16 protein-coding genes are annotated in these 21,783 nt (G+C 77.5%); all 16 read right to left on the bottom strand.

Annotated elements, in window-relative coordinates:
• Positions 1-42: 42 nt before the first annotated feature.
• The 16 genes from V1J52_RS00885 to V1J52_RS00810 all read right to left on the bottom strand — a co-directional run bounded on the left by V1J52_RS00885 (position 43) and on the right by V1J52_RS00810 (position 21,781).
• Entirely contained in the window at positions 43-2,751 is a 2,709-nt protein-coding gene (locus V1J52_RS00885; RefSeq protein WP_443075672.1) for a SpoIIE family protein phosphatase, read from the bottom strand.
• 97 nt (positions 2,752-2,848) lie between these two features.
• Positions 2,849-4,087 carry a chromate efflux transporter gene (gene chrA, locus V1J52_RS00880; protein WP_330137558.1) on the bottom strand — a complete coding sequence of 413 codons (1,239 nt, stop codon included), beginning with the start codon at positions 4,085-4,087 and terminating at the stop codon, positions 2,849-2,851.
• Positions 4,088-4,184: 97 nt separating this feature from the next.
• Positions 4,185-5,186 (bottom strand): ornithine carbamoyltransferase, encoded by a 1,002-nt coding sequence (gene argF, locus V1J52_RS00875; protein ID WP_330137557.1) that lies wholly within the window; start codon positions 5,184-5,186, stop codon positions 4,185-4,187.
• An 80-nt stretch (positions 5,187-5,266) separates the two neighbouring features.
• Complete coding sequence (locus V1J52_RS00870; protein WP_330137556.1) at positions 5,267-6,496, bottom strand: arginine deiminase; 1,230 nt, start codon at positions 6,494-6,496, stop codon at positions 5,267-5,269.
• 64 nt (positions 6,497-6,560) lie between these two features.
• Positions 6,561-7,469: a homocysteine S-methyltransferase gene (gene mmuM, locus V1J52_RS00865; protein ID WP_330137555.1), complete on the bottom strand. Its 909-nt coding sequence runs from the start codon at positions 7,467-7,469 to the stop codon at positions 6,561-6,563.
• Positions 7,466-8,389, bottom strand: coding sequence for an LLM class F420-dependent oxidoreductase (locus V1J52_RS00860; protein ID WP_330137554.1), 924 nt, complete (start codon positions 8,387-8,389; stop codon positions 7,466-7,468). The genes mmuM and V1J52_RS00860 overlap by 4 nt, the downstream gene beginning before the upstream one ends.
• Positions 8,390-8,532: 143 nt before the next feature.
• Entirely contained in the window at positions 8,533-8,982 is a 450-nt protein-coding gene (locus V1J52_RS00855; RefSeq protein WP_330137553.1) for a DUF6099 family protein, read from the bottom strand.
• Positions 8,983-9,106: 124 nt separating this feature from the next.
• Complete coding sequence (locus tag V1J52_RS00850; RefSeq protein WP_330137552.1) at positions 9,107-9,481, bottom strand: nucleotide pyrophosphohydrolase; 375 nt, start codon at positions 9,479-9,481, stop codon at positions 9,107-9,109.
• Positions 9,482-9,550: 69 nt separating this feature from the next.
• Complete coding sequence (locus V1J52_RS00845; RefSeq protein WP_330137551.1) at positions 9,551-9,940, bottom strand: cell division protein SepF; 390 nt, start codon at positions 9,938-9,940, stop codon at positions 9,551-9,553.
• Positions 9,941-10,028: 88 nt separating this feature from the next.
• Positions 10,029-10,721, bottom strand: a complete 693-nt coding sequence (locus tag V1J52_RS00840) for a hypothetical protein (RefSeq protein ID WP_330137550.1) — start codon at positions 10,719-10,721, stop codon at positions 10,029-10,031.
• A 1-nt stretch (position 10,722) separates the two neighbouring features.
• Positions 10,723-11,850: a type VII secretion protein EccE gene (locus V1J52_RS00835; RefSeq protein ID WP_330137549.1), complete on the bottom strand. Its 1,128-nt coding sequence runs from the start codon at positions 11,848-11,850 to the stop codon at positions 10,723-10,725.
• Positions 11,847-13,343, bottom strand: a complete 1,497-nt coding sequence (eccB, locus tag V1J52_RS00830) for a type VII secretion protein EccB (RefSeq protein ID WP_330137548.1) — start codon at positions 13,341-13,343, stop codon at positions 11,847-11,849. Before eccB ends, V1J52_RS00835 begins: the two co-directional genes overlap by 4 nt.
• Before the next feature lie 87 nt (positions 13,344-13,430).
• The gene (locus V1J52_RS00825) at positions 13,431-14,828 is read right to left on the bottom strand and encodes a S8 family peptidase (RefSeq protein ID WP_330137547.1); all 1,398 of its coding nucleotides are present in this window, start codon (positions 14,826-14,828) and stop codon (positions 13,431-13,433) included.
• Entirely contained in the window at positions 14,825-16,267 is a 1,443-nt protein-coding gene (gene eccD, locus V1J52_RS00820) for a type VII secretion integral membrane protein EccD (RefSeq protein WP_330137546.1), read from the bottom strand. Before eccD ends, V1J52_RS00825 begins: the two co-directional genes overlap by 4 nt.
• Before the next feature lie 97 nt (positions 16,268-16,364).
• Positions 16,365-20,336 (bottom strand): type VII secretion protein EccCa, encoded by a 3,972-nt coding sequence (gene eccCa / locus V1J52_RS00815; protein ID WP_330137545.1) that lies wholly within the window; start codon positions 20,334-20,336, stop codon positions 16,365-16,367.
• 98 nt (positions 20,337-20,434) lie between these two features.
• Positions 20,435-21,781 carry a hypothetical protein gene (locus V1J52_RS00810; RefSeq protein ID WP_330137544.1) on the bottom strand — a complete coding sequence of 449 codons (1,347 nt, stop codon included), beginning with the start codon at positions 21,779-21,781 and terminating at the stop codon, positions 20,435-20,437.
• Positions 21,782-21,783: the final 2 nt, after the last annotated feature.

The following is a 21,783-nucleotide window of genomic DNA, read 5'->3' as shown; positions in this document are numbered from 1 at the left end:
GGTGGCGGGGCGGACCGGCCCGCGTGTGCCACGGGCCGGGGGTCACAGCAGGTCGTCGAAGAGCGGCGCGGCGGGGACGGGCCGGCCGTCCTGGAGCGGCTGTTCGGTCCAGATGACCTTGCCGTCCGCCGTGTAGCGCGTGCCCCAGCGCTGGGCGAGGCGGGCGACGAGGAACAGTCCGCGGCCGCCCTCGTCCGTCGTCGCGGCCCGGCGCAGGTGCGGGGAGGTGCTGCTGCCGTCGGCCACCTCGCAGATGAGGCTGCGGTCGCGCAGGAGCCGCACCCGGATCGGTTCGCCGCCGTAGCGGATCGCGTTGGTGACCAGCTCGCTGAGGATGAGTTCCGTGGTGAAGGCCAGCTCCTCCAGGCCCCAGTCGAGCAGTTGCGCCCCGACGTCGGCACGCAGCCGGGTGACGGCCGCGGGATCGCGGGGCACCTCCCAGCGGGCGCTCTGCCCGGCGTCCAGCAGCCGGGTCCGGGCGACCAGCAGCGCGACGTCGTCCTCGCGGCGCTCGGAGAGCATGGCCGCGACGACGGCCCGGCAGGTCTCCTCCGGGGTGCGGGTGCCCCGGTCGGCCAGCGCCTGACCCAGCAGGTCCAGGCCGTTGCCGAGGTCGCGGTCGCGGCTGCGCACGAGTCCGTCGGTGTAGAGGACGAGCCGGGTGCCCTCGGCCAGCCGCAGTTCGGCCGTCTCGCACGGCAGTCCGCCCAGGCCCAGTGGCGGCGAGACGGGCACCTCGGGGAAGTGGACCTCTCCCGCCGGGCTGACGAGCGCGGGCCCCGGATGGCCGGCGCGGGCCAGTGTGCAGCGCCCCGAGGTGGGGTCGTAAACGGCGTACAGGCAGGTGGCGCCGGTGATCTGCGTGCTGTCGTCCGCGGCGGCGCGGTCCTGGTCCAGCCCGGTGACCAGCTCGTCGAGGTGGCCGACGATCTCCTCGGGCGGCAGGTCGAGGGCGGAGAAGTTGAGGACGGCCGTGCGCAGCCGTCCCATCGTGGCGGCGGCGTGCAGGCCGTGCCCGACGACGTCGCCCACCACCAGGGCGACCCGGGCGCCGGGCAGCGGGATGACGTCGAACCAGTCGCCGCCGACCCCCGCCTCGGCGGGCAGGTAGCGGTGGGCGACCTCCAGCGCGTTCTGCCCCGGCACGTCGCGGGGCAGCAGGCTGCGCTGGAGCGCGACGGCGATGTGGTGCTCGCGCGTGTAGCGGCGCGCGTTGTCGATGCAGACGGCGGCGCGGGCGGCCAGCTCGTCGGCGACGGCCAAATCGTCCTGCTCGAAGGGCTCCGGCCGCCCGGCCCGCCAGAACCCGACCCGGCCCAGGGCGACGCCGCGCACCCGCAGCGGCACCGAGGCGTGCGCGTGCAGGCCGTGGGCGCGGGCCTGCTCGGCCCACTGCGGGTCGTCGCCGGGCACGTCGCGGAAGGCGGCGGGGGCCGCGGGGACGGTGCCCGGGACCGGCGTGCCCACGGGCAGGAACGGGTGGTCCGCGCGGTGTCCGGCGAAGGCGGTGCGGCGCAGCTCCGCGCCGGCGCCGGACGGCTCGTCGCCCCGCAGGACGGAGTCGAGCAGGTCGACGGTGACGAAGTCCGCGAAGCGCGGGACGGCCACCTCCGCCAGCTCTCCGGCCGTGCGGACGACGTCCAGAGTGGTGCCGATGCGCACCCCCGCCTCGTAGACGAGCGCCAGACGGCCGCGGGCCACCTCCGCCCGTCCGGAGACCGCGCGCAGTTCGGTCGTGTCGCGCAGGGTGACGACGCTGCCGGCCGGGCCGCCGTGCACGGCCGTCGGCCGGACGTTGACGGCCAGCAGGCGGTCGCCCGCCGGGTGCACCTCGTCGGTGCACGAGCGGCCCGAGCGCAGCAGCGCGGTGAGGTCGTTCCCGAGGCCGAGGCCGTCCAGGGAGCGTCCCTCGGGGCGCGGGCCGAGGTCCAGCAGGCGCCGTGCCTCGTCGTTGGCCAGCGCCAGCCGGCGCTGCGCGTCGAGGATCAGGACGCCCTCGCGGACGGCGTGCAGCACGGCCTTGTGGTGCTCGTAGACGCGGGTCATCTCGACGGGGCCGAGCCCGTGCGTCTGGCGCCGCAGTCTGCGGCTGACGAGCGCCGCCCCGCCGGTGCTCAGCACCAGCGCGCCCGCCGCCGCGGCGAGGAGCACCGGGAGCTGCCGGTCGACCATGTCGCCGACGCTCTCGGTCTGGAGGCCCGCGGAGACCATGCCGACGACGGTGCCGCCGTCGTCGGTGACGGGCACGACCGCCCGGACGGCCTGCCCCGGCTCGCTCTGGTGGGTGTCGGTGAGCGTCTCCCCGGCCAGTACCCGGGACAGGTCCCCGTCGGCGCGCTCGCCGATCAGCTCGGGCACCGGGTCGGTGTAGCGGACGCCGTCGCGGCCGAGCACCGCGACGAAGTCCACCTGGGCGTCCCGGCGGGCCGCCTCCGCCCGGGGCTGGAGCCGGGCGGTCGGGTCCGGGGAGCGGAGCGCCTCGGCCGTTCCGGGGGCCTGGGCGAAGGCCCCGGCGGCGGCGAGCGAGCGGTTGACGGCGTGGTCGCGGCTGTCGATCCTGGCCTGGAGGACGAGCGCGAGCAGGGCTCCGGCGACGAGCACCGCCGTCACGGCGAGCTGCCACAGGAACATCTGGCCCGCGACGCTGCGCGGGCCGCGCAGCCCGCTCTCCCTCCGGCGGCCGGTGCGCGGGCGGGCGGCGCGGGGCGCCGCGCGGCGCCCCGGCACCCTGAGACGGCCGAACCAGCGCATACCCCCCTTTGTAGCACCGCTGTGCGGTCCGCCCCGAAAGGCGGGACCGGGCGGGCGGCGGCTGAACCGGGGCGCCCGGACCGCCGCCCGCCCCGGTTCAGCCGGCCGGCAGGCCGCCGAGCGCGGCGGCGACACCGAGCAGACCGGCCCCCAGCAGGGCGGGGACGACGCCGCGCCGCGCGGCCAGCAGCCACACCGCTGCCGCGGCCAGCACCCCGTACTGCCAGGCGTGCTGGAGCGCGAGCGTCAGCGGGATGGCGGAGCCCGCGATCGCCCCGATGACGGCGGGGCCCGCGCCGAGGAAGAAGTGCTGCGCGAAGGGCCGCGAGCGCAGCCGGTCGAAGCGCCGTCCGCCCGCGATGACCAGCAGGAACGACGGGCCGAACGCCACCAGCGCGGCCAGCAGTCCGCCCGCGGGACCGGCCGCCGCGTAGCCGACGACGGCGACGGTCTGGACGACCGGGCCCGGCGTCACCTGGCCGAGGGCGACGGCGTTGAGGAACTGCGCGTCCGTCATCCAGCCGTAGGTGTGCACGGCGTCGGCCTGCATCAGGGGGATGATGACGAACCCGCCGCCGTAGGAGAGCGCGCCGACCTTGAAGGCGACCCAGCTCAGTGCGGCCAGTCCGCCCGTGGCGGCGGCCGCGGGGGCGGCGGCCAGCAGCGGCCAGGCGCCGGACGCGGCCCGGGGCCCGCCGCCGTCCGGGGGCCCGTTCCCGTCCGGGGGGCCGCCCCCGCCGTCCCCGTCCGAACCGGGGGCGGGCCGGGGACGGCGGCCGCGCACGCCCGCCTCGAAGGTGCCGCAGGCCAGCAGCACCAGAACCAGCCAGGGACCGGCGGACACCGCGCCGAGCGCGCCGACCAGCAGGTAGCCGTACCAGCGTCCGCGCGCGGCCCGGCCGGCGGCCCGGCGGCGGCTGGCCGCGAGGAGGCCCGTGGCGGCGGACACCGCGACGGCGGCGACCGCCGCGCCCGCCCCGGCGGCCGCGCCGCTCACCCAGCGCGGCGGGTCCCCGGCGAGGAAGAGCGCGGCCAGCGCCAGGATGAGCAGCAGGCCGGGCGCGATGAAGCACACGCCGCCGACCAGCGCGCCCGCCGTTCCGCGCAGCCGCCAGGCGGTGAGGATGGCGAGCTGGGTGGAGGCAGGCCCCGGCAGCAGGCTGGTGGCGGCGATGCCGTCCTCGAAGTCGTCCGGCGTGATCCACCGGCGCCGGGTGACGCACAGGTCGCGCAGCAGCGCGATGTGCGCGGGCGGACCGCCGAAGCCGAGGCAGCCGATGCGCCCCCACTCCCGGCCGATCGTGCCCAGCCTGACCTGCGGGGCGGTACCGTCCACCGCGCTCCCCTCCCGTCACCGGCGCCGCGGCGGACGCCCGGAGGCGACCGCCGCGGCTGTCGTCGAGGACAGAACCTAGCGGGCCCGGGTGACGGGATCAGGACGCCAGGGTGGCGACGAGGACGGCCTTGATGGTGTGCATCCGGTTCTCCGCCTCGTCGAACACCACCGAGTGCTCCGACTCGAAGACCTCGTCCGTCACCTCCAGGGACGCCAGCCCGTGCCGCGCGTGGATCTCGCGGCCCAGCGTCGTGCCGAGGTCGTGGAAGGCGGGCAGGCAGTGCAGGAACCGCACGCCCGGGTTGCCGGTGGCCCGCAGCACCTCCATGGTGACGGCGTAGGGCCGCAGCAGCGCGATGCGCTCGTCCCACACCTCCTTCGGCTCGCCCATGGAGACCCAGACGTCGGTGGCGACGAAGTGCGCGCCGCGCACGGCCTCGGTGACCTCCTCGGTGAGGGTGACGCGGGCGCCGGTGCGTGCGGCCAGCGCGTGGGCGCGGTCGATGACGTCCTGCTCGGGCCACAGCTTCCTGGGCGCGGCCAGGCGCACGTCCATGCCCAGCAGGGCGCCGGTGACGAGGTAGGAGTTGCCCATGTTGGAGCGGGCGTCCCCGAGGTAGGCGAAGGCGGTCTCCTCAAGCGGCTGCTCGCCGTGCTCGGTCATGGTGAGCACGTCGGCCAGCATCTGCGTGGGGTGCCAGTCGTCGGTGAGCCCGTTGTAGACGGGCACCCCGGCGTGCGCGGCCAGTTCCTCGACGACCTCCTGGCCACTGCCCCGGTACTGGATCGCGTCGAACATGCGGCCCAGGACGCGGGCGGTGTCCTTCACCGACTCCTTGTGCCCGATCTGTGAGGCCGTGGGGTCGAGGAACGTGGTGGAGGCGCCCTGGTCGGCGGCGGCGACCTCGAAGGCGCAGCGGGTGCGGGTGGAGGTCTTCTCGAAGACGAGGGCGATGTTGCGCCCGCGCAGCCGCTGGGTCTCGGTGCCCGCCTTCTTCTCGGCCTTCAGTCCGGCGGCCAGGCGGACGAGGTGGCGGAACTCCTCCGGCGTGAAGTCCAGTTCCTTGAGGAAGTGGCGGCCCGTGAGGTCTGTCGCCATGGAAGGGCTCCTCGGTGGCGTGCGGGAACAAGAGGCGAACGGAAGTATATACGTCATCTCGTATCCCTATGCAGGGCGGCTCAGCCGTCCACCGGGTCGCGCTGCACGGGGCAGCTCATGCAGCGCGGGCCGCCGCGCCCGCGGCCCAGCTCGCTGCCCGGGATCTCCAGCACCTCGATGCCCTGCTCGCGCAGGTGGGTGTTGGTGGTGACGTTGCGCTCGTAGGCGACGACGACGCCGGGTTCGACGGCCAGCACGTTGCAGCCGTCGTCCCACTGCTCCCGCTCGGCGGCCCGCACGTCCTGCACGGCGGTCAGGACCCGGATCGCGTCCAGTCCGAGGGCCGCCGCGATGGCGCGGTGCATGTGCTCGGGCGGGTGGTCGCTGACCTTCAGCTCGTCACCGGCCGCGCCGGGCTCGATGGTGTAGGAGCGCAGCATGCCGAGCCCGGCGTACTGGGTGAAGGTGTCCCCGTCGACCATGGTCATCACGGTGTCCAGGTGCATGAACGAACGCTGCTTCGGCAGGTCGAGGGCCACGATCGTCCGCGCCGAGCCCGCCTCGAACAGCGCCCTGGCCAGCCTCTCCACCGCCTGCGGGGTGGTGCGCTCGCTCATGCCGACCAGCACCGCGCCGTTGCCGATGACGAGCACGTCGCCGCCCTCGATCGTGGAGGGGTGGGTGCTCTCCCCGCGCGACCAGAAGGTGAAACCGCCCCCGGCGAACAGCGGGTGGTGGCGGTAGACCGCCTCGTAGTGCACGGTCTCGCGCTGCCGCGCGGGCCAGCGCATCGCGTTGATGGCCACACCGTCGTAGACCCAGGCCGACGTGTCGCGGGTGAACAGGTGGTTGGGCAGCGGGCTGAGCAGGAAGTCGTCGGGCTCCGCGACGTGGAAGCGCACCGAGACGGGCTCGGCGTGCCGCTCCAGGAACTCACGCTTGGTCTCCCCGCCGATGAGTATCCGGGCCAGCTCGGGCGAGGACAGCTCGTCGTGGGCGGCGCGCAGGTGGCCGGCGGCCAGCGGGCCGTACTCCCTCTCGTCGAAGACCCGGTCCAGGACGAGGGCCCGGGCGGCGGGCACCTCCAGCGTCTCGGCCAGCAGGTCACCGAAGAGGTGCACCTCCACCCCGCGGTCGCGCAGCAGGCCCGCGAACGTGTCGTGCTCCTGCCGGGCCCGGCGTACCCACAGGACGTCGTCGAAGAGCAGGTCGTCCTTGTTGGTCGGGGTGAGCCGCTTCAGCTCCAGGCCCGGGTGGTGCAGGATGACGCGGCGCAGCCGCCCGGCCTCGGAGTCGACGTGGAATCCCATGCGCCCATCCTGTCCGAGCCGGGCGCCCCGTGCCCAGGGGACGCCTGGGCACGGGGCGCCCGGCTCAGCCGTCGTTCCCGGCGAGCGCGGCGCTCAGCCGGGCGATGCGGGAGGGGCCGACGCGGCAGCAGCCGCCCACGAGCCGGGCCCCGGCGGCACGCCAGCGGATGGCCGCGGCGACGTCGTAGGTGCCGGGGCCGCGCCAGGCGCGGCGGGCGGCGTCCCAGTGCTCGCCGCTGTTGGGGTAGGCGACGCCCGGCTTGCCCGTGACGCGGACGGCCGTGCGCACCGCCTGCTCGACGTCGCCGGGGGCGCAGCAGTTGACCCCGGCCGCGATGACCTGGTCGTTGCCGGCCGCCACCGCGAAGGCTTCGGCCAGCGGCTGGCCCGCGCGGGTCCGGCCCCCGGCGACGGTGTAGCTGAGCCACACCGGGAGGCCGGTGCCCTCCGCGGCGCGGAGCAGCGCCTCCGCCTCCGTCACGTCCGGGACCGTCTCCAGCGCCAGCACGTCCGGCGCGGCCGCCGCGAGCGCCTCCACCCGCGGCCGGTGGAAGCGGACCAGCTCCGCCGTGGTCAGCCCGTACCGGCCTCGGTACTCGCTGCCGTCGGCGCGCACCGCCCCGTAGGGGCCGACCGAGGCCGCGACCCACACCGGGCGCTGCCCCGCGGCCTGGCGGGCCAGGTGCACGCTGCGGGCGAACAGCGCGGCCGACTCCGCCAGTCCGGTGCCCCGGCGGGCGAAGCCCGCGAAGGACGCCTGGTAACTGGCGGTGATCAGGACCCGCGCCCCCGCCCGCACGTAGGCCGCGTGCGCGGCCGTCAGCTCCCCGGGGCCGTCCGCGAGCAGCCGGGCCGACCACAGCGCGTCGTCGAGGTCCGCGCCCTGGTCGGCGAGCTGGTTGGACAGCCCGCCGTCCAGCACGAGCGTGCCTCCGGCGAGGGCGGCGGCGAGCGGGAGCGCGGGGCGCGTCACGACAGCTGCGGCTGGACCTGGGCCGAGATCAGTTCCAGGTGGTCCAGGTCACCGAGGTCGAGCATCTGGAGGTAGATGCGGGAGGAGCCCGTCTCGGCGTAGCGGCCGATCTTGTCCACCACCTCGTCGGGCGAGCCGGCGAGCCCGTTCTCCTTCAGTTCCGCCACGTCACGGCCGATCGCGGCGGCGCGCCGGGAGACCTCGGCGTCGTCCTTGCCGACGCAGGCCACCAGGGCGTTGGAGTACACCAGGTCGCCGGGGGCGCGTCCGGACTCGGCGGCGGCGGCCCGGACCCGCCCGAACTGGCGGTCGCTGTCCTCGACCGAGGCGAAGGGGATGTTGAACTCGTCGGCGTACCGCGCGGCGATGCGCGGGGTGCGCGTCGCCCCGTGGCCGCCGACCAGCACCGGGATGCGGTCCTGCGCGGGCTTGGGGAGGGCCGGGGAGTCGGTGAGCCGGTAGTGGGTGCCCTCGTAGCTGAAGGTCTGCCCGGACGGGGTACCCCACAGACCGGTGATGACGGCCAGTTGCTCCTCCAGCCGGGCGAACTTCTCCTTCGGGAAGGGGATGCCGTAGGCCAGGTGCTCGGCCTCGAACCACCCGGTGCCCAGCCCGAACTCCACGCGCCCGCCGGACATCGCGTCCACCTGGGCGACCTGGATCGCGAGCACACCGGGCAGCCGGAACGTGCCCGCCGTCATCAGGGTGCCGAGCCGGATGCGGCTGGTCTCCCGGGCCAGCCCGGCGAGGGTGATCCAGGCGTCGGTGGGCCCCGGCAGGCCGTCCGCGTCGCCCATGGCCAGGTAGTGGTCGGAGCGGAAGAAGGCGTCGAAGCCCAGGTCCTCGGCGGCCTTGGCCACCGTCAGCAGCGTGTCGTAGCTGGCCCCTTGCTGGGGCTCGGTGAAGATGCGGAGATCCATGCCCCCCATCCTGCCGCCCCCGGTCCCCGCTCATGCGCGGCGGGCGGCGCGCGGCGTCCGTCCGGGCGCACCGCGCCACCGGCCCGGCGGTGCGGCACCTGAGCGGCCCGGCGGCCCCCGGGGCGGCGCGGCCGGCGGCCCGCTCAGCCCGGCGGCCCGTCCGCCGGAGCGGCGGTGAGACGGTGCAGCAGCCCGGCCGCGCGGTCCGCGCACTCGCCGGTCGCGTCGATGGCCTCCAGGCACTGCCAGTACAGCGCCTCCTCCTCCGTCCCGGCCGCCACCTCGGCCAGCACGGCGCCCACCGCGCCGAGCAGCAGGCCGAGTTCACGCACCGCGCGGCCCGGCTCACGCACCTCCGTGAGGCGGGCGGCCCGCACACCGGCCCCGCCGCCCGGCAGGGCGCGCGGCCAGGCTCCCGCCTCGCACAGTGCGCCCGCCTCGGCCCTGGCCCCTTCCGGGCCGGTGCGGGCCAGCAGGCCGCCCACCGCCTGCGCCAGGGCGTGCGCCTGCCACGCCTCCGCCACGATCTGGGCGCCGTCCCCGCACCGCGCGAGCGCGGAGCGGCCGACGCTGATGAGCCGTACCGCATCCATCGGTCCTCTCCGTCCGGCCACGAGCCGTGGGGCCCGGTTCGTCACTCACCGTGAGGCACGAAAGGACACAGCGCCAGAGGGGTCCGGACATCTGTGGAGGAGCCGTCCCCTGTGGACAACGTCGTCACCCCGCAGGGTGAGGACCGCCGGGGGAAGAAGGTGATCCGCCCGGTACGGGGAAGCGCCGCTCGTTGCGGTCGATCTTCGCGTCGAGGGCCTGGAGCGCGTCGACGCCGAGCACCTCGCAGAACTGGAGCAGGTACGCCAGCACGTCGGCGACCTCGTCGCGCACCCGTGCGGCCGTCTCCGGTTCCGCCATGACGCGGGACGCCTCCCCGGGCGTGAGCCACTGGAAGATCTCCACCAGCTCGCCCGCCTCGACGCTCAGCGCCGCGGCGAGGTTCTTCGGGTTGTGGTACTTCCCCCAGTCGCGGGCGGCGGCGAAGGCCGCCAGCCGCCGCTGCCGCGCGGCGAGTCCGCCGTCGTTCTCCGTGCTCATGCGCCCAGGTCTACCACCGGCCCCCGCGGGCCGTTCGCCGGGGCCGCCGTCAGCGGCGCCCGCGGCGGGTCAGCGGCCGCTGACCTCGATGCCGACGGGTGTGATGAGGAAGACGTCGGTGTCGACCCGGTGCATGCTGCCGGACAGGCCGAAGACGACTCCCCCGGCGAAGTCGAGGACCCGCCGGGCCACGTCCGGTTCGGCTCCGCTGAGGTCGAGCAGCACCGGCAGCCGCTCCATCAGGTACTCGGCGACGTCGCGGGCGTCGGCGAAGACGCGCACCCGGGCGACGACCAGCTGCCGCCCGTCCCCGGCGCGGTCCTCGGCCGGGCGGGCCGCCCGCGCCGCCGGGAGGTGCGGGACGGTGTCCCACGATCCCCACGCGTGGCCGCCGCGCAGCGGGACGACCTCGGCCAGGCCGTCCCACTCCTCTTCGGTGGCGTCACCGGGTATCCGCATGGTCACGAGTGTAGGGAAAGGACGCCGGTCGGCGGGTCGTCCGACGCCGTGTCGCGGTGCCCGGTCCGGCGGGGCCGGGCACCGCGCCTCACCCGGGGGTGAGCAGCGACGTCTCCGCCGGGGCGATGTCCAGGCACAGCACGTCGGCGCCGCCGGGCCCGAACAGGGCGATCTCGCCCTGCGCCAGCCCGCCGGCCAGCCGCCCGGCGCCCTCCCCGAGCACGGGCGTGACGGCGTCGGCGTACCCCGCGTCCAGCACCAGGACGGCGTCGAGGCGCTGCCAGTGCCCGGAGCGCGCGGGGGGCCGCCGGGTGACGTGCACGACCGTGGTCCACGGCCCGTCGGCCGCCGCCGTCGCCGGGGGCCTGCGCAGGTCCGTGACGAGGGCCTGCGGCCCGTCCCCGGCGTCCGGGGGTTCCCCGGGCGTGTCCGGCCAGCCGCCCGCGTCGCCGGTGACGGCCAGCCGGTCCCCGCAGGCGGCCTCCAGCAGCGTCCACTGGTCGGGCACCCGCGTGGCCGCGGTGACCCGCGCGCCGACCGCGACGAGGCGGCACGCCAGCAGCCGCCCGAACAGCGACTCGCCGAGCACCCCGATCCGGGTGCCGCGCGGACCGGCGCCGGGCAGGGTGACGGGCCGGCCCACGCGGTCGGCGCCGAGGTGGACACCGCTGTGGGCGGCGCGCAGCGGGAAGCCGGGCGTCTCCTGCCGCGGCCAGTCCACGGCCGGCAGCACCGACAGGTCGGGCGGCGGCACGGCCGTCCGCCGTGGCGTCGGGTTCATCTCACAGCTCCGTTTCCCTCGTGAAGCCGGTCGCCGCGGCGAGCGGCCGGGCGGGGTGGGCCAGGGGCAGCGTCGCCACCACACCGGCGCGCTGGGCGTCCGTCAGCGGCTGGGCGGTCCCGTCCGCCAGCAGCCGGTCGCGGGCCTCGGCGCAGCGCTGGGCCGCGGTGCTCACCAGCCGCACGGCCGTCCGCACCCGGGGGTGCTCGGCGCCGCGGGTGACGGTGGCGGCGGCGACGGTGCGCTCGGCGCCGGACCCGGCGAGGGCGGTGAGCAGCCGGTCCCACGCCCCGGGGCCGGTGACGCGGGCGGCCAGGGCGCAGTGCGTGGCGTGGCCGCCCGCCCAGCTGTCCGGCAGGGCCCGTCCGTCGCCCGCCGGGTCCCCGGTGCGGCGCAGCAGGTCCCGCAGGGCGGCGGCGTCCAGCGGCCGCGCGGGGACGTCGAGCCGGGCGAGGCGGGCGCGCAGCCGGGCCGAGGCGGCGGCCAGCGCGGTGTGCGCGCCGGTGGCGCCGCCGCCGCGCGCCTGCGCCACCTCGGGGGCGTCCCACGGCTCGTAGCGCAGCACCAGGTGCGAGACGACGGCGACGGGGCGGTGGACGACCGGGAGCTGCCGGTAGCCGAGCGTGGGCGCGAAGCGCCGGTGGAAGTCCCAGGCGGGCGGCCCGTGCTGCTCGACGAGGAGCTGGACGGCCGCCGGGCGGCAGGGGTCGCCCGCCAGCCAGTCGGCGAGCGTCCCGGCCGCGAGGGCGGGCAGCACACCGGGCGGCAGGGCGAGGGCGGCCGCGTAGCCGCGCCCGTCGCACAGGACGCCGACGGCCGGTCCGTTGCGGTCCGTCACCTCGCCGACCTCCAGCGCGGGGAGCAGCGCGGCGGCCAGGCCCAGGTCCGCGGCGGCCGGACGGGCGTCGGGCGGGGCGAAGGCGTCGCGGCGCAGCCGCTTCAGGAAGCGCGCGTCCGCCCAGCCGCCCTTCACGCGCAGCAGGGCGAGCACGGCGGTGGCGCCGCCCGTGGCGCCGAGCGCCCAGCCCTCAGGGCCGCCGAACGCCGCCGCGGCCAGGCCGCAGGCCGCGGCGGTCTGCACGGCGACCAGGCGGCCCCGTCCGAAGGTGCGCGGTGCGGTGGTGGTCATGAGCCCTCCCCTTCGCTGGAGTCCTCGCCCGGAGCGCCGGGGTCCGCGTCCACACCGGCGTCGGCGTCCGCCCCGGCGCCGGGGCCGTCGGTGTACCGGCCGCGCTGCTCGACGGCTGCGGCCCGGGGGTCGAGCACGGGCCCCTGCGGCAGCAGCGCGACGAACGGCTTGGGCACCGTCGGCGCGTCCTGCGGGCGGTAGCGCAGCCGCTCGACGGCCTCGGCGGAGGCGAACGGGTAGGCGGTGCCGCTGTCGGTGACCAGGGTGTGCGTACCCCCCGACCCGGCCGACGCGCTGGCCCGCACGAGCGCGCCCCGGCCCGCGGGGACGTAGACCCGGTCCACGGGGCCGAGCGCGGTGCCGTCCGCCGGGGCGACGGGCGTCAGTCCTTCGGGCGCGGGCATGCGTGCGGGCAGGTGCACGGTGGCCTCCCAGGCCGTGTCGCCCGGTGTGGAGCCGGGCGGGGTGCTGACGCACAGCGGGCCGTTCCGGTCGGGCTGGCGGGCCTTCGGCAGCCGCTCGGGCCAGGCCGGGTCGCCGGGCGCGGGGGCGGCGGAGCGGGCGGCCGCGGCGGCCTGGGCCGGGGTGAGCCGGTGCTCGGTGACGCCGGTGGTGCGCAGCAGTGTGTAGACGAGTTCGGAGACGGCGGCGAGCCCGTCCGCCCGGACGACGTGGTACTGCGGGCTGACACCGCCGAGGTCGCTGTGGGCGAGGTCGCCGACGGCCGCGGGTACCGGCAGCGGCACGTCCGGGGCGCCGCCCCGCTCGGTCTCCGGCGTGGTGAGGGCGGGGCCTTCCGGCACGGTGGCCAGCAGGGCGTCCGGCAGCGGCAGCGGTTCGGTCCGCTGGAGGCCGAGCGCCCCGCGCAGGTTCTCGGGCAGCAGGTGGCGGCGGCCCTCGGTGAGGAGCCACAGGTCGTCGCCGGGGGCGCGGACGAGGACGGTCGCCGACGGCGCGGGAGCACCGGAGCGCGTCGCCGGGGCCGCTTGGGGCACGGCGACGTACAGGGCCGTCTCCGGGCGCTGGTCGGTGTCCTGGCCGGGGACGGTGCACACCGTCCAGGCGTCCTGGCTCAGATCGCCCGTGCCGGGCAGCGCGTCGGGGGCGGCCGGGATGCCGACGGGCAGTCCGCGCGGGGCCGTCCGCAGCGCCTCGGAGCGGACCTCGGTGAGCTGGCCGCCGCCGACGAGCAGGGCGGAGGCGAGGTTGAGCGCCGGGTGGACGGTGCCGTCGCTGACGACGTACCGGTCGCCGCTGCCGCTGACGACCACCGCCCCGTTCCCGGGCAGCTCGGGGCCGCGTCCGCCGCCGAGCCATCCGGCGATGCCGAATCCGGCCATGATGAGGACGCCGACGGCGACGCCGCCCGCCAGCGAGCGGTTGAGCCGCCGTCTGGGGTCGCGCAGGGCCTCGTCGGCGCCCCGGGTGAGGCCGGTCGTGCGGCGCCGGTTCTCGTACGCGTGGGACTCGGCCCGTTCTCGTGTCGTCGCCATGCCGGTCTTCCTGTGGGTCTTCGTCGTGCGGCCCGGTGCTCGGCGCACCGGGCCGGGGGCGGGGAGCGGTCGGGTGCGCTACCCGGTTCAGCGGCCGCGGGCGGCGCCGGGTGCGGTCCGGGCGGGGCCGGGGCGGGCGGAGCCCGGTCGGGGGCCGGGCGCCGGACCGATCCGCTCCAGGGCGGCCGGCTCCGGGCGGTGCTCCCGCCGGGCCCGCGGGGCGGCGGGGGCACCGCCCGGCGGTCCCGGGCGCCAGCCGCGGGCGGCGGCCCGGCGGACGGCCGGGGCGCCGAGCAGGGTGAGCGCGACGGCCAGCAGCAGGCCGCCGCTCCACGCCAGCGCGGTGGCGGCGGCCGGGGTCAGCAGGGGCTCCTCGCGGGGGACCGCCTGGACGGGGACGGCTCCGGGGCGCCCCGCGTCGTCCGCCGCGCCCGTCCCGCCGCCGGCTCCCGCGCCCGCGTCGCCGAGGTGGGTCAGTGCCGCGAACGGGTCCACGAGTCCGGCGCCGGTGCGCGGGTTCGGGCCGCCGCCGACGGGGGCGGCCGACTCCACCAGGCGCCGGGCGACCTCGGGTGCGCCGAGTCCGGGGAAGCGGCTGCGGATGAGGGCCGCGGCCCCGGAGACCTGGGGGGCGGCGAAGCTCGTGCCCGTGACCTGCTGGTAGCCCGAGCCGCCGGACGCCGGCGCGATCTCGGCGTCCCCGTAGGCCGCGAGGTCCACCCAGTCGCCCTGGTTGGAGGCGTCCAGCGGCTGCCCGTCGGCGTCCACCGCGCCGACCGCGAGCACGCCCGGGTAGGCGGCCGGGTACACCGGTGTCCCCCGCGTGCCCTCGTTGCCGGCGGCGGCCACGACGACGACGTCCCGGGCGACGGCCCGCGCGACGGCCCGGCGCACCGGTTCCCGGTCGACGGGCAGGGCGAAGGACAGGTTGAGCACCCGTGCCCCGGCGTCGACGGCCGCGTCGATGCCCGCCGCCAGGGTGCGGCCGGTGGCGCGGTCCACGCCGTCCACGACGCGCACCGGGTGGATGCGGGCGCCGGGGGCGACGCCGGTGACCCGGCGCTCGCCGCCGCGGCGCGCGGCGAGGAGTCCGGCGACGGCGGTGCCGTGCCCCGCGCAGTCCAGGTGCGGCGCCCGCGGCCGCTGCTGCCGGAACTCCTCGGCGGTGCGGACGGTGGCCAGTTCCGTGCCCGGCTCGACGGCGCCGGACAGCTCCGGGTGGCGTCCGTCCACGCCGGAGTCCACGATGCCGACGGTGACGCCGGTGCCGTCGGCCAGGTCCCACGCCTGGACGAGGCCGAGACGGTCGGCGAGCGGGCGGCCCGGCAGCACGTCGGGCAGCGGGGCGCCCTCCTGCGGCGGGCGGGAGCAGGCGGTGTCCACCCGGTCGGGCGCGGCGTGGGCGGGCTGCGCCGGGGGCAGCGGCGCGGCGAGGGCCGCCGCCGCGGCGACCGCGGCGGCCCGCGCCCGGTGGCGGCCGCTCATGCGCGCAGCTCCAGCAGCGCGGTGTAGACCTCCCAGACGGCGAGCACCAGCGGCACCGCCGCCAGCAGGAACAGCGTCTCGACGGCGTCCAGGGTGCGGGCCAGTCGGGGGTTCTGGCGGCGGCGCCCGCTGAGCACGCCCACCGCGCAGGCCACCAGGGCCGCCACCGCGCACACCGGCAGCGCGACGCCCAGCAGCGGCACCGGCCGTCCGGCGAACGCGGCGACGGTGAACGCGGCGGCGCCCGCGAAGACGGTGAGCGCCGCGGCCAGCGCGGTTCCCACCTGGGCCGCCTCCCGGAACAGCCGGGCCCGCAGCGCGGCGAGCAGTCCGAGCGTCCCGGCCAGCACCGGGGCCCACAGGCCGCCCGAGGCGAGCAGCAGCAGGGCGCCGCCGGTGACGACGGCGAGGCTGCCCGCGAGCAGCCCGGTGAGCAGCCGGCGGGCCCGTTCCACCCGGCGGCGGAGCTGGTCGTGGCCCATCGGCGCGGGCAGGCCGGCCAGTTCCTCGGCGTCGGCGGCCAGTTCGGGGCCCGGGATGTGGGCCAGCCGCAGCGCGAGCGCCGGGAGCAGCGGGGTGACGGCGAGGGCGAGCGGGGCGGCGACGGCGGCGGCCCGGGCCGGGTCCGTGGACCACACGGCGGCGATCAGGGCGCCCGGGGCGGCGAGGACCCCGGCGGTGACCAGCGCCGCGAAGGTGCCGTCGCCGCCGCCGACCAGCAGCGGTCCGGCCGCGCCCAGCACCGCGACCACCGCGCAGACCAGCAGCAGGTGGGCGGCGCCGAAGCCGCCGTCGTCGCCGAGCAGGGCGGTGGCGCCCACGGCGGCGAGCGGCGCGGCGAGCACGGCCGTCCAGGTGCCCGCGGCCGCGTCCGCGAAGGCGCGGGAGACGAGGGCGGCGACGCCGAGGGTGAGCAGCGCGGCGGCCAGGGCGAGGATGCCGGGCAGCAGTCCGGGGGCGGCGGCGAGCGCGGCGGCCGCGCCCAGGGCCGCGGCGCTGCCCGCGGCGGCGGCGCCGCGCCGTACCCCGGCGGGCGGCCACGGATCGCGCACGCCGTGCTCGGTGATGACCTCGACCACGTCGTCGTAGAGCGGTTCGGTGGTGTCCTCGGTGCCGTGCGCGAGGAACAGCAGGTCGCCCTCGCGGACGTCCTGGGCGGACAGCGGGCGGGCGGCGTCCAGCCGGGTTCCGTCCGCGCGGCGGAGCACCCAGCCGCCGTGGGAGACGCCGCCGTCGGGCCCGGGGTCCTCACCGGCGTGCCGGACCAGGGCGGGCATCAGCCGGGCCAGCGGCACGCCGAAGGGCACGGCGAGGTCGGCGCGGCTGCGGGGTCCGGCGAGCGCGAGGCGGCAGAAGTCGCCGCCGGCCGGCCGTTCGCCCGGGCCGCCCGCGCTGTCGGGCTCCGCCGGGGTGGGGGCGAGGGCAGGGACTGCGTTCATGTGCGTGTCGTCCACTTCGCTTCGGGCGTCTTCTCGGTGCCGCGTCCGCGTGCGGGCGGCGGCTGCGTCCGCTGCCGCGGCGCGCGGGGTCGGCGGTTCACTGGGGGGCGTCCAGGCGGGCGAGCTGCACCGGGGTGGTGCCGTGCCTGCGGTGCAGCAGCAGGCCGCGGCCCTTCCTGCGTTTGGCCGAGCGGTGCCCCCAGATGCCGGGCTCGTCCTTGGGGACGCTCATCAGCACGCCGGGGAAGTTGAGTTCGCGGGCGCGGCCGAGGACGGGGTCGCCGCTGGCGCGGGCCGCGCCCCCGGCCTGCCGGGCGACGTACAGGTGCAGCCCGATGCTGCGGGCCTGCGGCAGGAACTCCACCAGCGGGCGCAGCGGGTTGCCGGCGGAGGTGGCCACGAGGTCGTAGTCGTCGACGACGAGGTAGATCTCCGGGCCGCGCCACCAGGAGCGCTCCCGCAGCTCCTCGGGGGTGACGTCGGGCCCCGGCAGCCGCTTGCGGAAACCGTCCACGAGTCCGGCGACGATGTCGGCCGCGGTCTCGTGGTTGGTCGCGTAGCCCAGCAGGCTGTCCCCGTCGAACTCCTGGAGCATCGTCATCCGGTAGTCGAGGAGCACGAGTTTGGCCTGGGGCGGCCGCCAGGTCTCCACGACCTGCCGGGCGACCGAGCGCAGCAGGGCCGTCTTGCCGGTCTCGCTGTCGCCGATGGCGATGAGGCCGTTGTCCTCGCCGGGCCGGAAGACGACCGGTTCCAGGCGGGTGCCCTCGACGCCGATGACGACGCCCGGGGCGGTGCCCGCCCGCTCGGCGGGCGCCTCGATCGCGGCGTGCGGGTAGGTGTCGGGCAGCATCCGCACGCGCGGCGCGGGCGGGCCCTGCCACGCCCCGGCGACGCGCCGCACCAGGTCGGTGATGCCGGCGGCCAGGTCCTCGTCGGTGTGCCGCCCGTCGATGCGCGGCACGGCGCCGAGGAAGTGCAGCCGGTCGGCGGTGAGGCCGCGTCCGGGCCGGTCGGCGGGGACGGCGCGCTGGAGCTTGCGGTCGACCTCGGAGTCCAGCGCGTCGCCGAGCTTCAGCTCGATCTTGGTGCCGAGCAGGTCGCGCAGGCCCATGCGCAGGTCGAGCCACCGGTTGCCGGTGACGACGAGGTGGATGCCGTAGGTGAGCATCCGCCCGGCGACGCCCATGAGGGTGGCCTCCAGGTCGGGGTAGCTCTGCCGGAGCACCTGCCAGCCGTCCACGACGAGGAAGACGTCGCCGAAGGGGTCGTCGGTGATGTGGCCCCCGGCGCGCAGCCGCCGGTAGTCGGCCATCGAGTCCACGCCCAGCTCGCGGAAGCGCAGCTCGCGCTGTTCGAGCACTTCCAGCGTCTCGGCGACGGCGCGGTTCACGGCCTCCGCGTCGAGGCGCCCGGCGACGCCGCCGACGTGCGGCAGCCCGCCGAGCGCGAAGAGGGTGCCGGAGAAGTCCAGGCAGAAGAACTGCGTCTCGCGCGGGGTGTGGCGCAGGGCGAGGGAGGCGATCAGGGAGCGGACGACGGTGGACTTGCCGCTGCGCGGTCCGCCGACGACGGCGACGTGCCCGCCCGCGCCGGAGAGGTCCAGCGTCATGGGGTCGCGCCGCTGGTGGAAGGGGCGGTCCACGGTGCCGACGACGGCGCGCGGCCCGCGGCCGTCGTCGGCGGTGGTCAGGCCGCGGCCCTCGCGGACGGTGAGGCCCGGGTGGAGCGCGTCGAGGCTGTCGGGCTCCTCCAGCGGGGGCTGCCACACCTGGTGGGCCTGCGCGCCGCGGCCGACCATCTGCTCCGTCATGACGCTCATGATCGTGGTGCCCAGGTCCTCCTCGTCCCCGAACTCGTCGTCCGCCAGGACGGGGGCGGGTCCGGCCGGGCGCAGCGCCGCGGGCACGGTGACGTAGTCGGCGGGGAAGGGCCGCACGTCCACCGGCCCGCCCAGCGCGGTGCGGCCGCCGCCCTCCCCGGTGCGGTAGGCGCCGGAGACGTAGGCGGCGCGGAACCGCTTGAGCGTGGTGGTGTCGGTGCGCAGGTAGCCGTGCCCCGGCGCGCTGGGCAGGTGGTGGGCGTCGGTGACGCCGATGGCGGTGCGGCTCTCCTGTTCGGAGAACGTGCGCAGGCCGATCCGGTAGGACAGGTGTGCCTCCAGGCCGCGCAGCCGGCCCTCGTCCAGCCGCTGCGAGGCGAGCAGCAGGTGCAGGCCCAGCGAGCGGCCGAGCCGTCCGATCTGCACGAACAGGTCGGCGAAGTCGGGCTTTTGGGCGAGCAGTTCGGAGAACTCGTCGACGACGATGAACAGGCTGGGCAGCGGCGTCAGCTGCGCGCCGCGCTGCCGGGCCCGCTCGTAGTCGCGCACGGAGACGAGGTTGCCCGCGTCCCGCAGCACCTCCTGGCGGCGGTTCATCTCCCCGGACAGCGCCTCCTGCATGCGGTCCACGAGGGTGAGGTCGTCCTCCAGGTTGGTGATGACGGCCGCGACGTGCGGCAGGTCGGCCATCCCGGCGAAGGTCGCGCCGCCCTTGAAGTCCACCAGGACGAAGTTGAGCTGCTCGGTGGAGTGGGTGGTGGCCATGGCCAGGACGAGGGTGCGCAGCAGCTCCGACTTGCCGGACCCGGTGGCGCCCACCAGCAGCCCGTGCGGGCCCATGCCGTTCTGCGCGGACTCCTTGATGTCGAGGTCCAGCACGCCGCCGTCGGCGGAGAGCCCGATGGGGACGCGCAGCCGGTCGCGCAGGGGGCGCGGGCGCCACAGCGTCTCCAGGTCGAGGCGGCCCGCGTCGTCCACGCCGATGAGGGCGGGCAGGGTGGTGTCGGCGGAGTCCAGGTCCTCGGTCTGCGCGGTGCGCGCGTCGAGCCGGTGGCCCGCGAGCTGCTGCGCCAGGGCCTCGGCCTCGGCCCGGCTCAGCGCGTCGGCGTCGCCCAGTTCGTCGGTGGTCTCCCCGCTGCGGACGGCGAGGGTGCCGTCGCTGACCTCCAGCCGCACCCCGTGCGCCTCGGTGAGCACGCGGGCGTGCCCGTCCAGGTCGATGACGGTGACGCCCTGGAGCCCGTCCGGGTCGAGCAGGGCCTCGGAGCCCATGGCCAGCCCGCCGTCGAGGACGACGAGGAGCTGCGGCGCGTCGGGGTCGGGGGCGGCGTCCCGGCTGAACCGGGTGCGGCGGCTCAGTTCGGCGCCGAGCATGTCCTCCAGACCGGCGAGGCTGCGGTGCACCATGCGGACGGGCCCGGCGTGGTCCACCTCCTCGGGGTGGTGGGCGTGCGGCAGCCACTTGACCCACGCCCAGTCGGGGCCGTCCACGTCCCGGGTGCACACCAGGACCCGCAGGTCCCGCGGCGCGTGGAAGGTCACCGCCTGCGCGAGGACGGCCCGGGTCAGGGCCCGCGCGGCCTCCGGTTCCCCGGCGCACGCCAGGCAGGCGAAGCGGCGCAGGGCCAGTTGCACCGGCAGGCCGGGCACGACGGAGTGGGCGCTGACGAAGCGCTTGAGCGCGACGGCGCTGAGCGGGTCCAGGTCCTCCACCGGCGCGGACTCGGCCGGCACCAGCGGGGTGGCCAGGTAGCGGGGTCCGGTGCCGATGCGCACCACGCCGAAGTCGTCGTCGCCCGCGCGCCGTTCCCACAGGCGCCGGCTGGCGGCGACGCCCCACAGGGTGCCGGGCTCCGGGGCGTTCCACCGCAGCGCCGCCCGCTGCGCGTCCGCGGTGCGCCGCACCTCGGCGCGGGTGCGCTCCAGGTAGCGCAGGTAGTCCCGCCGTTCGTTCTGCGCCTGCCCCCGGGACTGGCCCCGCTGCCGCAGCAGCGAGCCGGCCACCATGGCCAGCGAGGAGACGAGGAACATCGTCCCGATGACGTACCCGACGGGCCCGCGCCCCATGGTGAGCATGTACAGGACGGACCCGAGGCCGCTGAGCGCGGGCAGCGCGGTGAGCCACACGTTGTTGTTCGGGTCGGGGCCCGGCAGTTCGGGCGGCGCCTTGAGGACGACCTCCCCTTCGGGCACGACCGGCTGCGCGGCCCGGACCGGGCGCCGGAAGGTGGTGGTGGGCGTGGTCACCCGGTGTCCCCCTGCTCGACTCGTTCGTGGAAGCGCGGTGGCAGTCCGCACCGGCCGCACGGTCGCGGCGGCCCCGCCGGCGCGGACCGCGGCCGGTGCTACTGGCCCAGGACGCCCGGGGTGGCGGGCCCCGCGGGACGCCACACGGAGGCGTCCTCGGTGAGGCCCGGGCCCGGGGCGCGACGGCGTTCGCGGCCCTGCCCCGGGGCGGTGCGGGCGGCCGCCGGCGCGGGCGGCGGCCCGGCGAGGCGGTGGCGGGCGGCGGCGTCGGCGGCCCGGCCGCGCCAGGTGGCGGCCGGTTCGCCGGGGGCGGCCCGGCGCCCTCCCCCCGTGGGGGCGCCGGACCGGCCGCCCTGGGCGGGGCGCTGGCCGCCCGCGCCGGGCGGCGGCACGTAGGGCCGGCCGCCCTGGGCGGCCTCGCGGGCGGCGTAGCGGTCCGCCACCCGGGCCCGCTCGGCGAGGCTGCGGGACGCCTGGCGGGCGACCTGCTGCTGCGCGGGACCGCTGTGCGCCACGCTGGGCGGCACCGTGCCGCCGTAGAGACCGGCGAACGCGGACGGCGTCCCCACCACGCCGCCCGCGCCCGCCGGGGCGACACCGACGCCGCCGGGCCCGGCCAGCGGGCCCGGCCCGCCGCCCAGCCCGGCCAGCCGGGTCGCGTACTCGGTGACATCGCCGAAGGGCCGCCCGGTGACCGGGTCGATCCAGCGGCCGGTGACGGTGTCGAACTCGCGGCCCGTCGCCGGGTCGACGAGGAACCCGGTGCCCGGCGAGCGGACCCAGCCCGCGAAGTCCCCGCCCTCGGGGCCGACGACGCTGGAGTAGGGGTACTCCCCCACCCCGATCCGGCCGCCGCTTGCCGTCGTGACGTAGGCGGCCGGCCGCGCGTCCTCGCCGCCGTGCCCGCCCGCAGGGGCGGCGCGTCCGGTGGGCCCGCCGCCAAGGCCGGCGGAGCCGACCTCGGGCGCCGAGGGCGCGGTGCCGCCGGTGACGGTCGCGTACACGGCACTGAGCGCGTCCAGCTCGTCGCGGGCCTCGTCCTTGAGCTTCTGCATGCGCTGGGCGTGCATGGAGGCCGCCGTCGTCACGTCGGCGGCGGCCGTCTCGCGGTGGAGCCGGTGCGACTCCTCGTAGCGCTCCTCCAGGTGGAGCGCCCGTTCCACCGCCTTCGCGGTGGCCTCGGCGGCCGTCTGGAGCTGCTGGGCGATCCCGGCGGCGACGGCGCCCGCCCCGGCGCCCCAGCCGCCCACCGTGTCCAGCCGGTCGGCGAGGTCGAGCAGGCCGACGCCCGGTTCCGCCGCCGTGTCCTCGGCGATGGTGCGCAGCCGCCCCTGGCTCTGCGACGCGGCGCCGGCCAGCGCCGTCCAGGCCCCGGCCGCCGCCCGCATGGCGTACTCGCTGGGGCTGCAGATGGTGTCGGCGATGTCGTGGAAGTCGTCGGCCACCG

The organism is Streptomyces solitudinis (assembly GCF_036323765.1).
In the GTDB taxonomy this organism is placed as follows: domain Bacteria; phylum Actinomycetota; class Actinomycetes; order Streptomycetales; family Streptomycetaceae; genus Streptomyces.
Note: the sequence above shows the minus strand (reverse complement) of the source record. Positions and strands in the feature narration are given on the sequence as shown.

Excerpts from the sequence above, each read along its gene's own strand:
- V1J52_RS00885 (WP_443075672.1), bottom strand. The coding sequence starts at position 2,751 with ATGCGCTGGTTCGGCCGTCTCAGGGTGCCGGGGCGCCGCGCGGCGCCC.
- eccB (WP_330137548.1), bottom strand. The coding sequence starts at position 13,343 with ATGGCGACGACACGAGAACGGGCCGAGTCCCACGCGTACGAGAACCGG.
- V1J52_RS00870 (WP_330137556.1), bottom strand. The coding sequence starts at position 6,496 with ATGGGATTCCACGTCGACTCCGAGGCCGGGCGGCTGCGCCGCGTCATC.
- V1J52_RS00845 (WP_330137551.1), bottom strand. The coding sequence starts at position 9,940 with ATGCGGATACCCGGTGACGCCACCGAAGAGGAGTGGGACGGCCTGGCC.
- V1J52_RS00855 (WP_330137553.1), bottom strand. The coding sequence starts at position 8,982 with ATGGATGCGGTACGGCTCATCAGCGTCGGCCGCTCCGCGCTCGCGCGG.
- V1J52_RS00825 (WP_330137547.1), bottom strand. The coding sequence starts at position 14,828 with ATGAGCGGCCGCCACCGGGCGCGGGCCGCCGCGGTCGCCGCGGCGGCG.
- argF (WP_330137557.1), bottom strand. The coding sequence starts at position 5,186 with ATGGCGACAGACCTCACGGGCCGCCACTTCCTCAAGGAACTGGACTTC.
- V1J52_RS00835 (WP_330137549.1), bottom strand. The coding sequence starts at position 11,850 with ATGACCACCACCGCACCGCGCACCTTCGGACGGGGCCGCCTGGTCGCC.
- eccD (WP_330137546.1), bottom strand. The coding sequence starts at position 16,267 with ATGAACGCAGTCCCTGCCCTCGCCCCCACCCCGGCGGAGCCCGACAGC.
- V1J52_RS00860 (WP_330137554.1), bottom strand. The coding sequence starts at position 8,389 with ATGGATCTCCGCATCTTCACCGAGCCCCAGCAAGGGGCCAGCTACGAC.
- V1J52_RS00840 (WP_330137550.1), bottom strand. The coding sequence starts at position 10,721 with ATGAACCCGACGCCACGGCGGACGGCCGTGCCGCCGCCCGACCTGTCG.
- V1J52_RS00850 (WP_330137552.1), bottom strand. The coding sequence starts at position 9,481 with ATGAGCACGGAGAACGACGGCGGACTCGCCGCGCGGCAGCGGCGGCTG.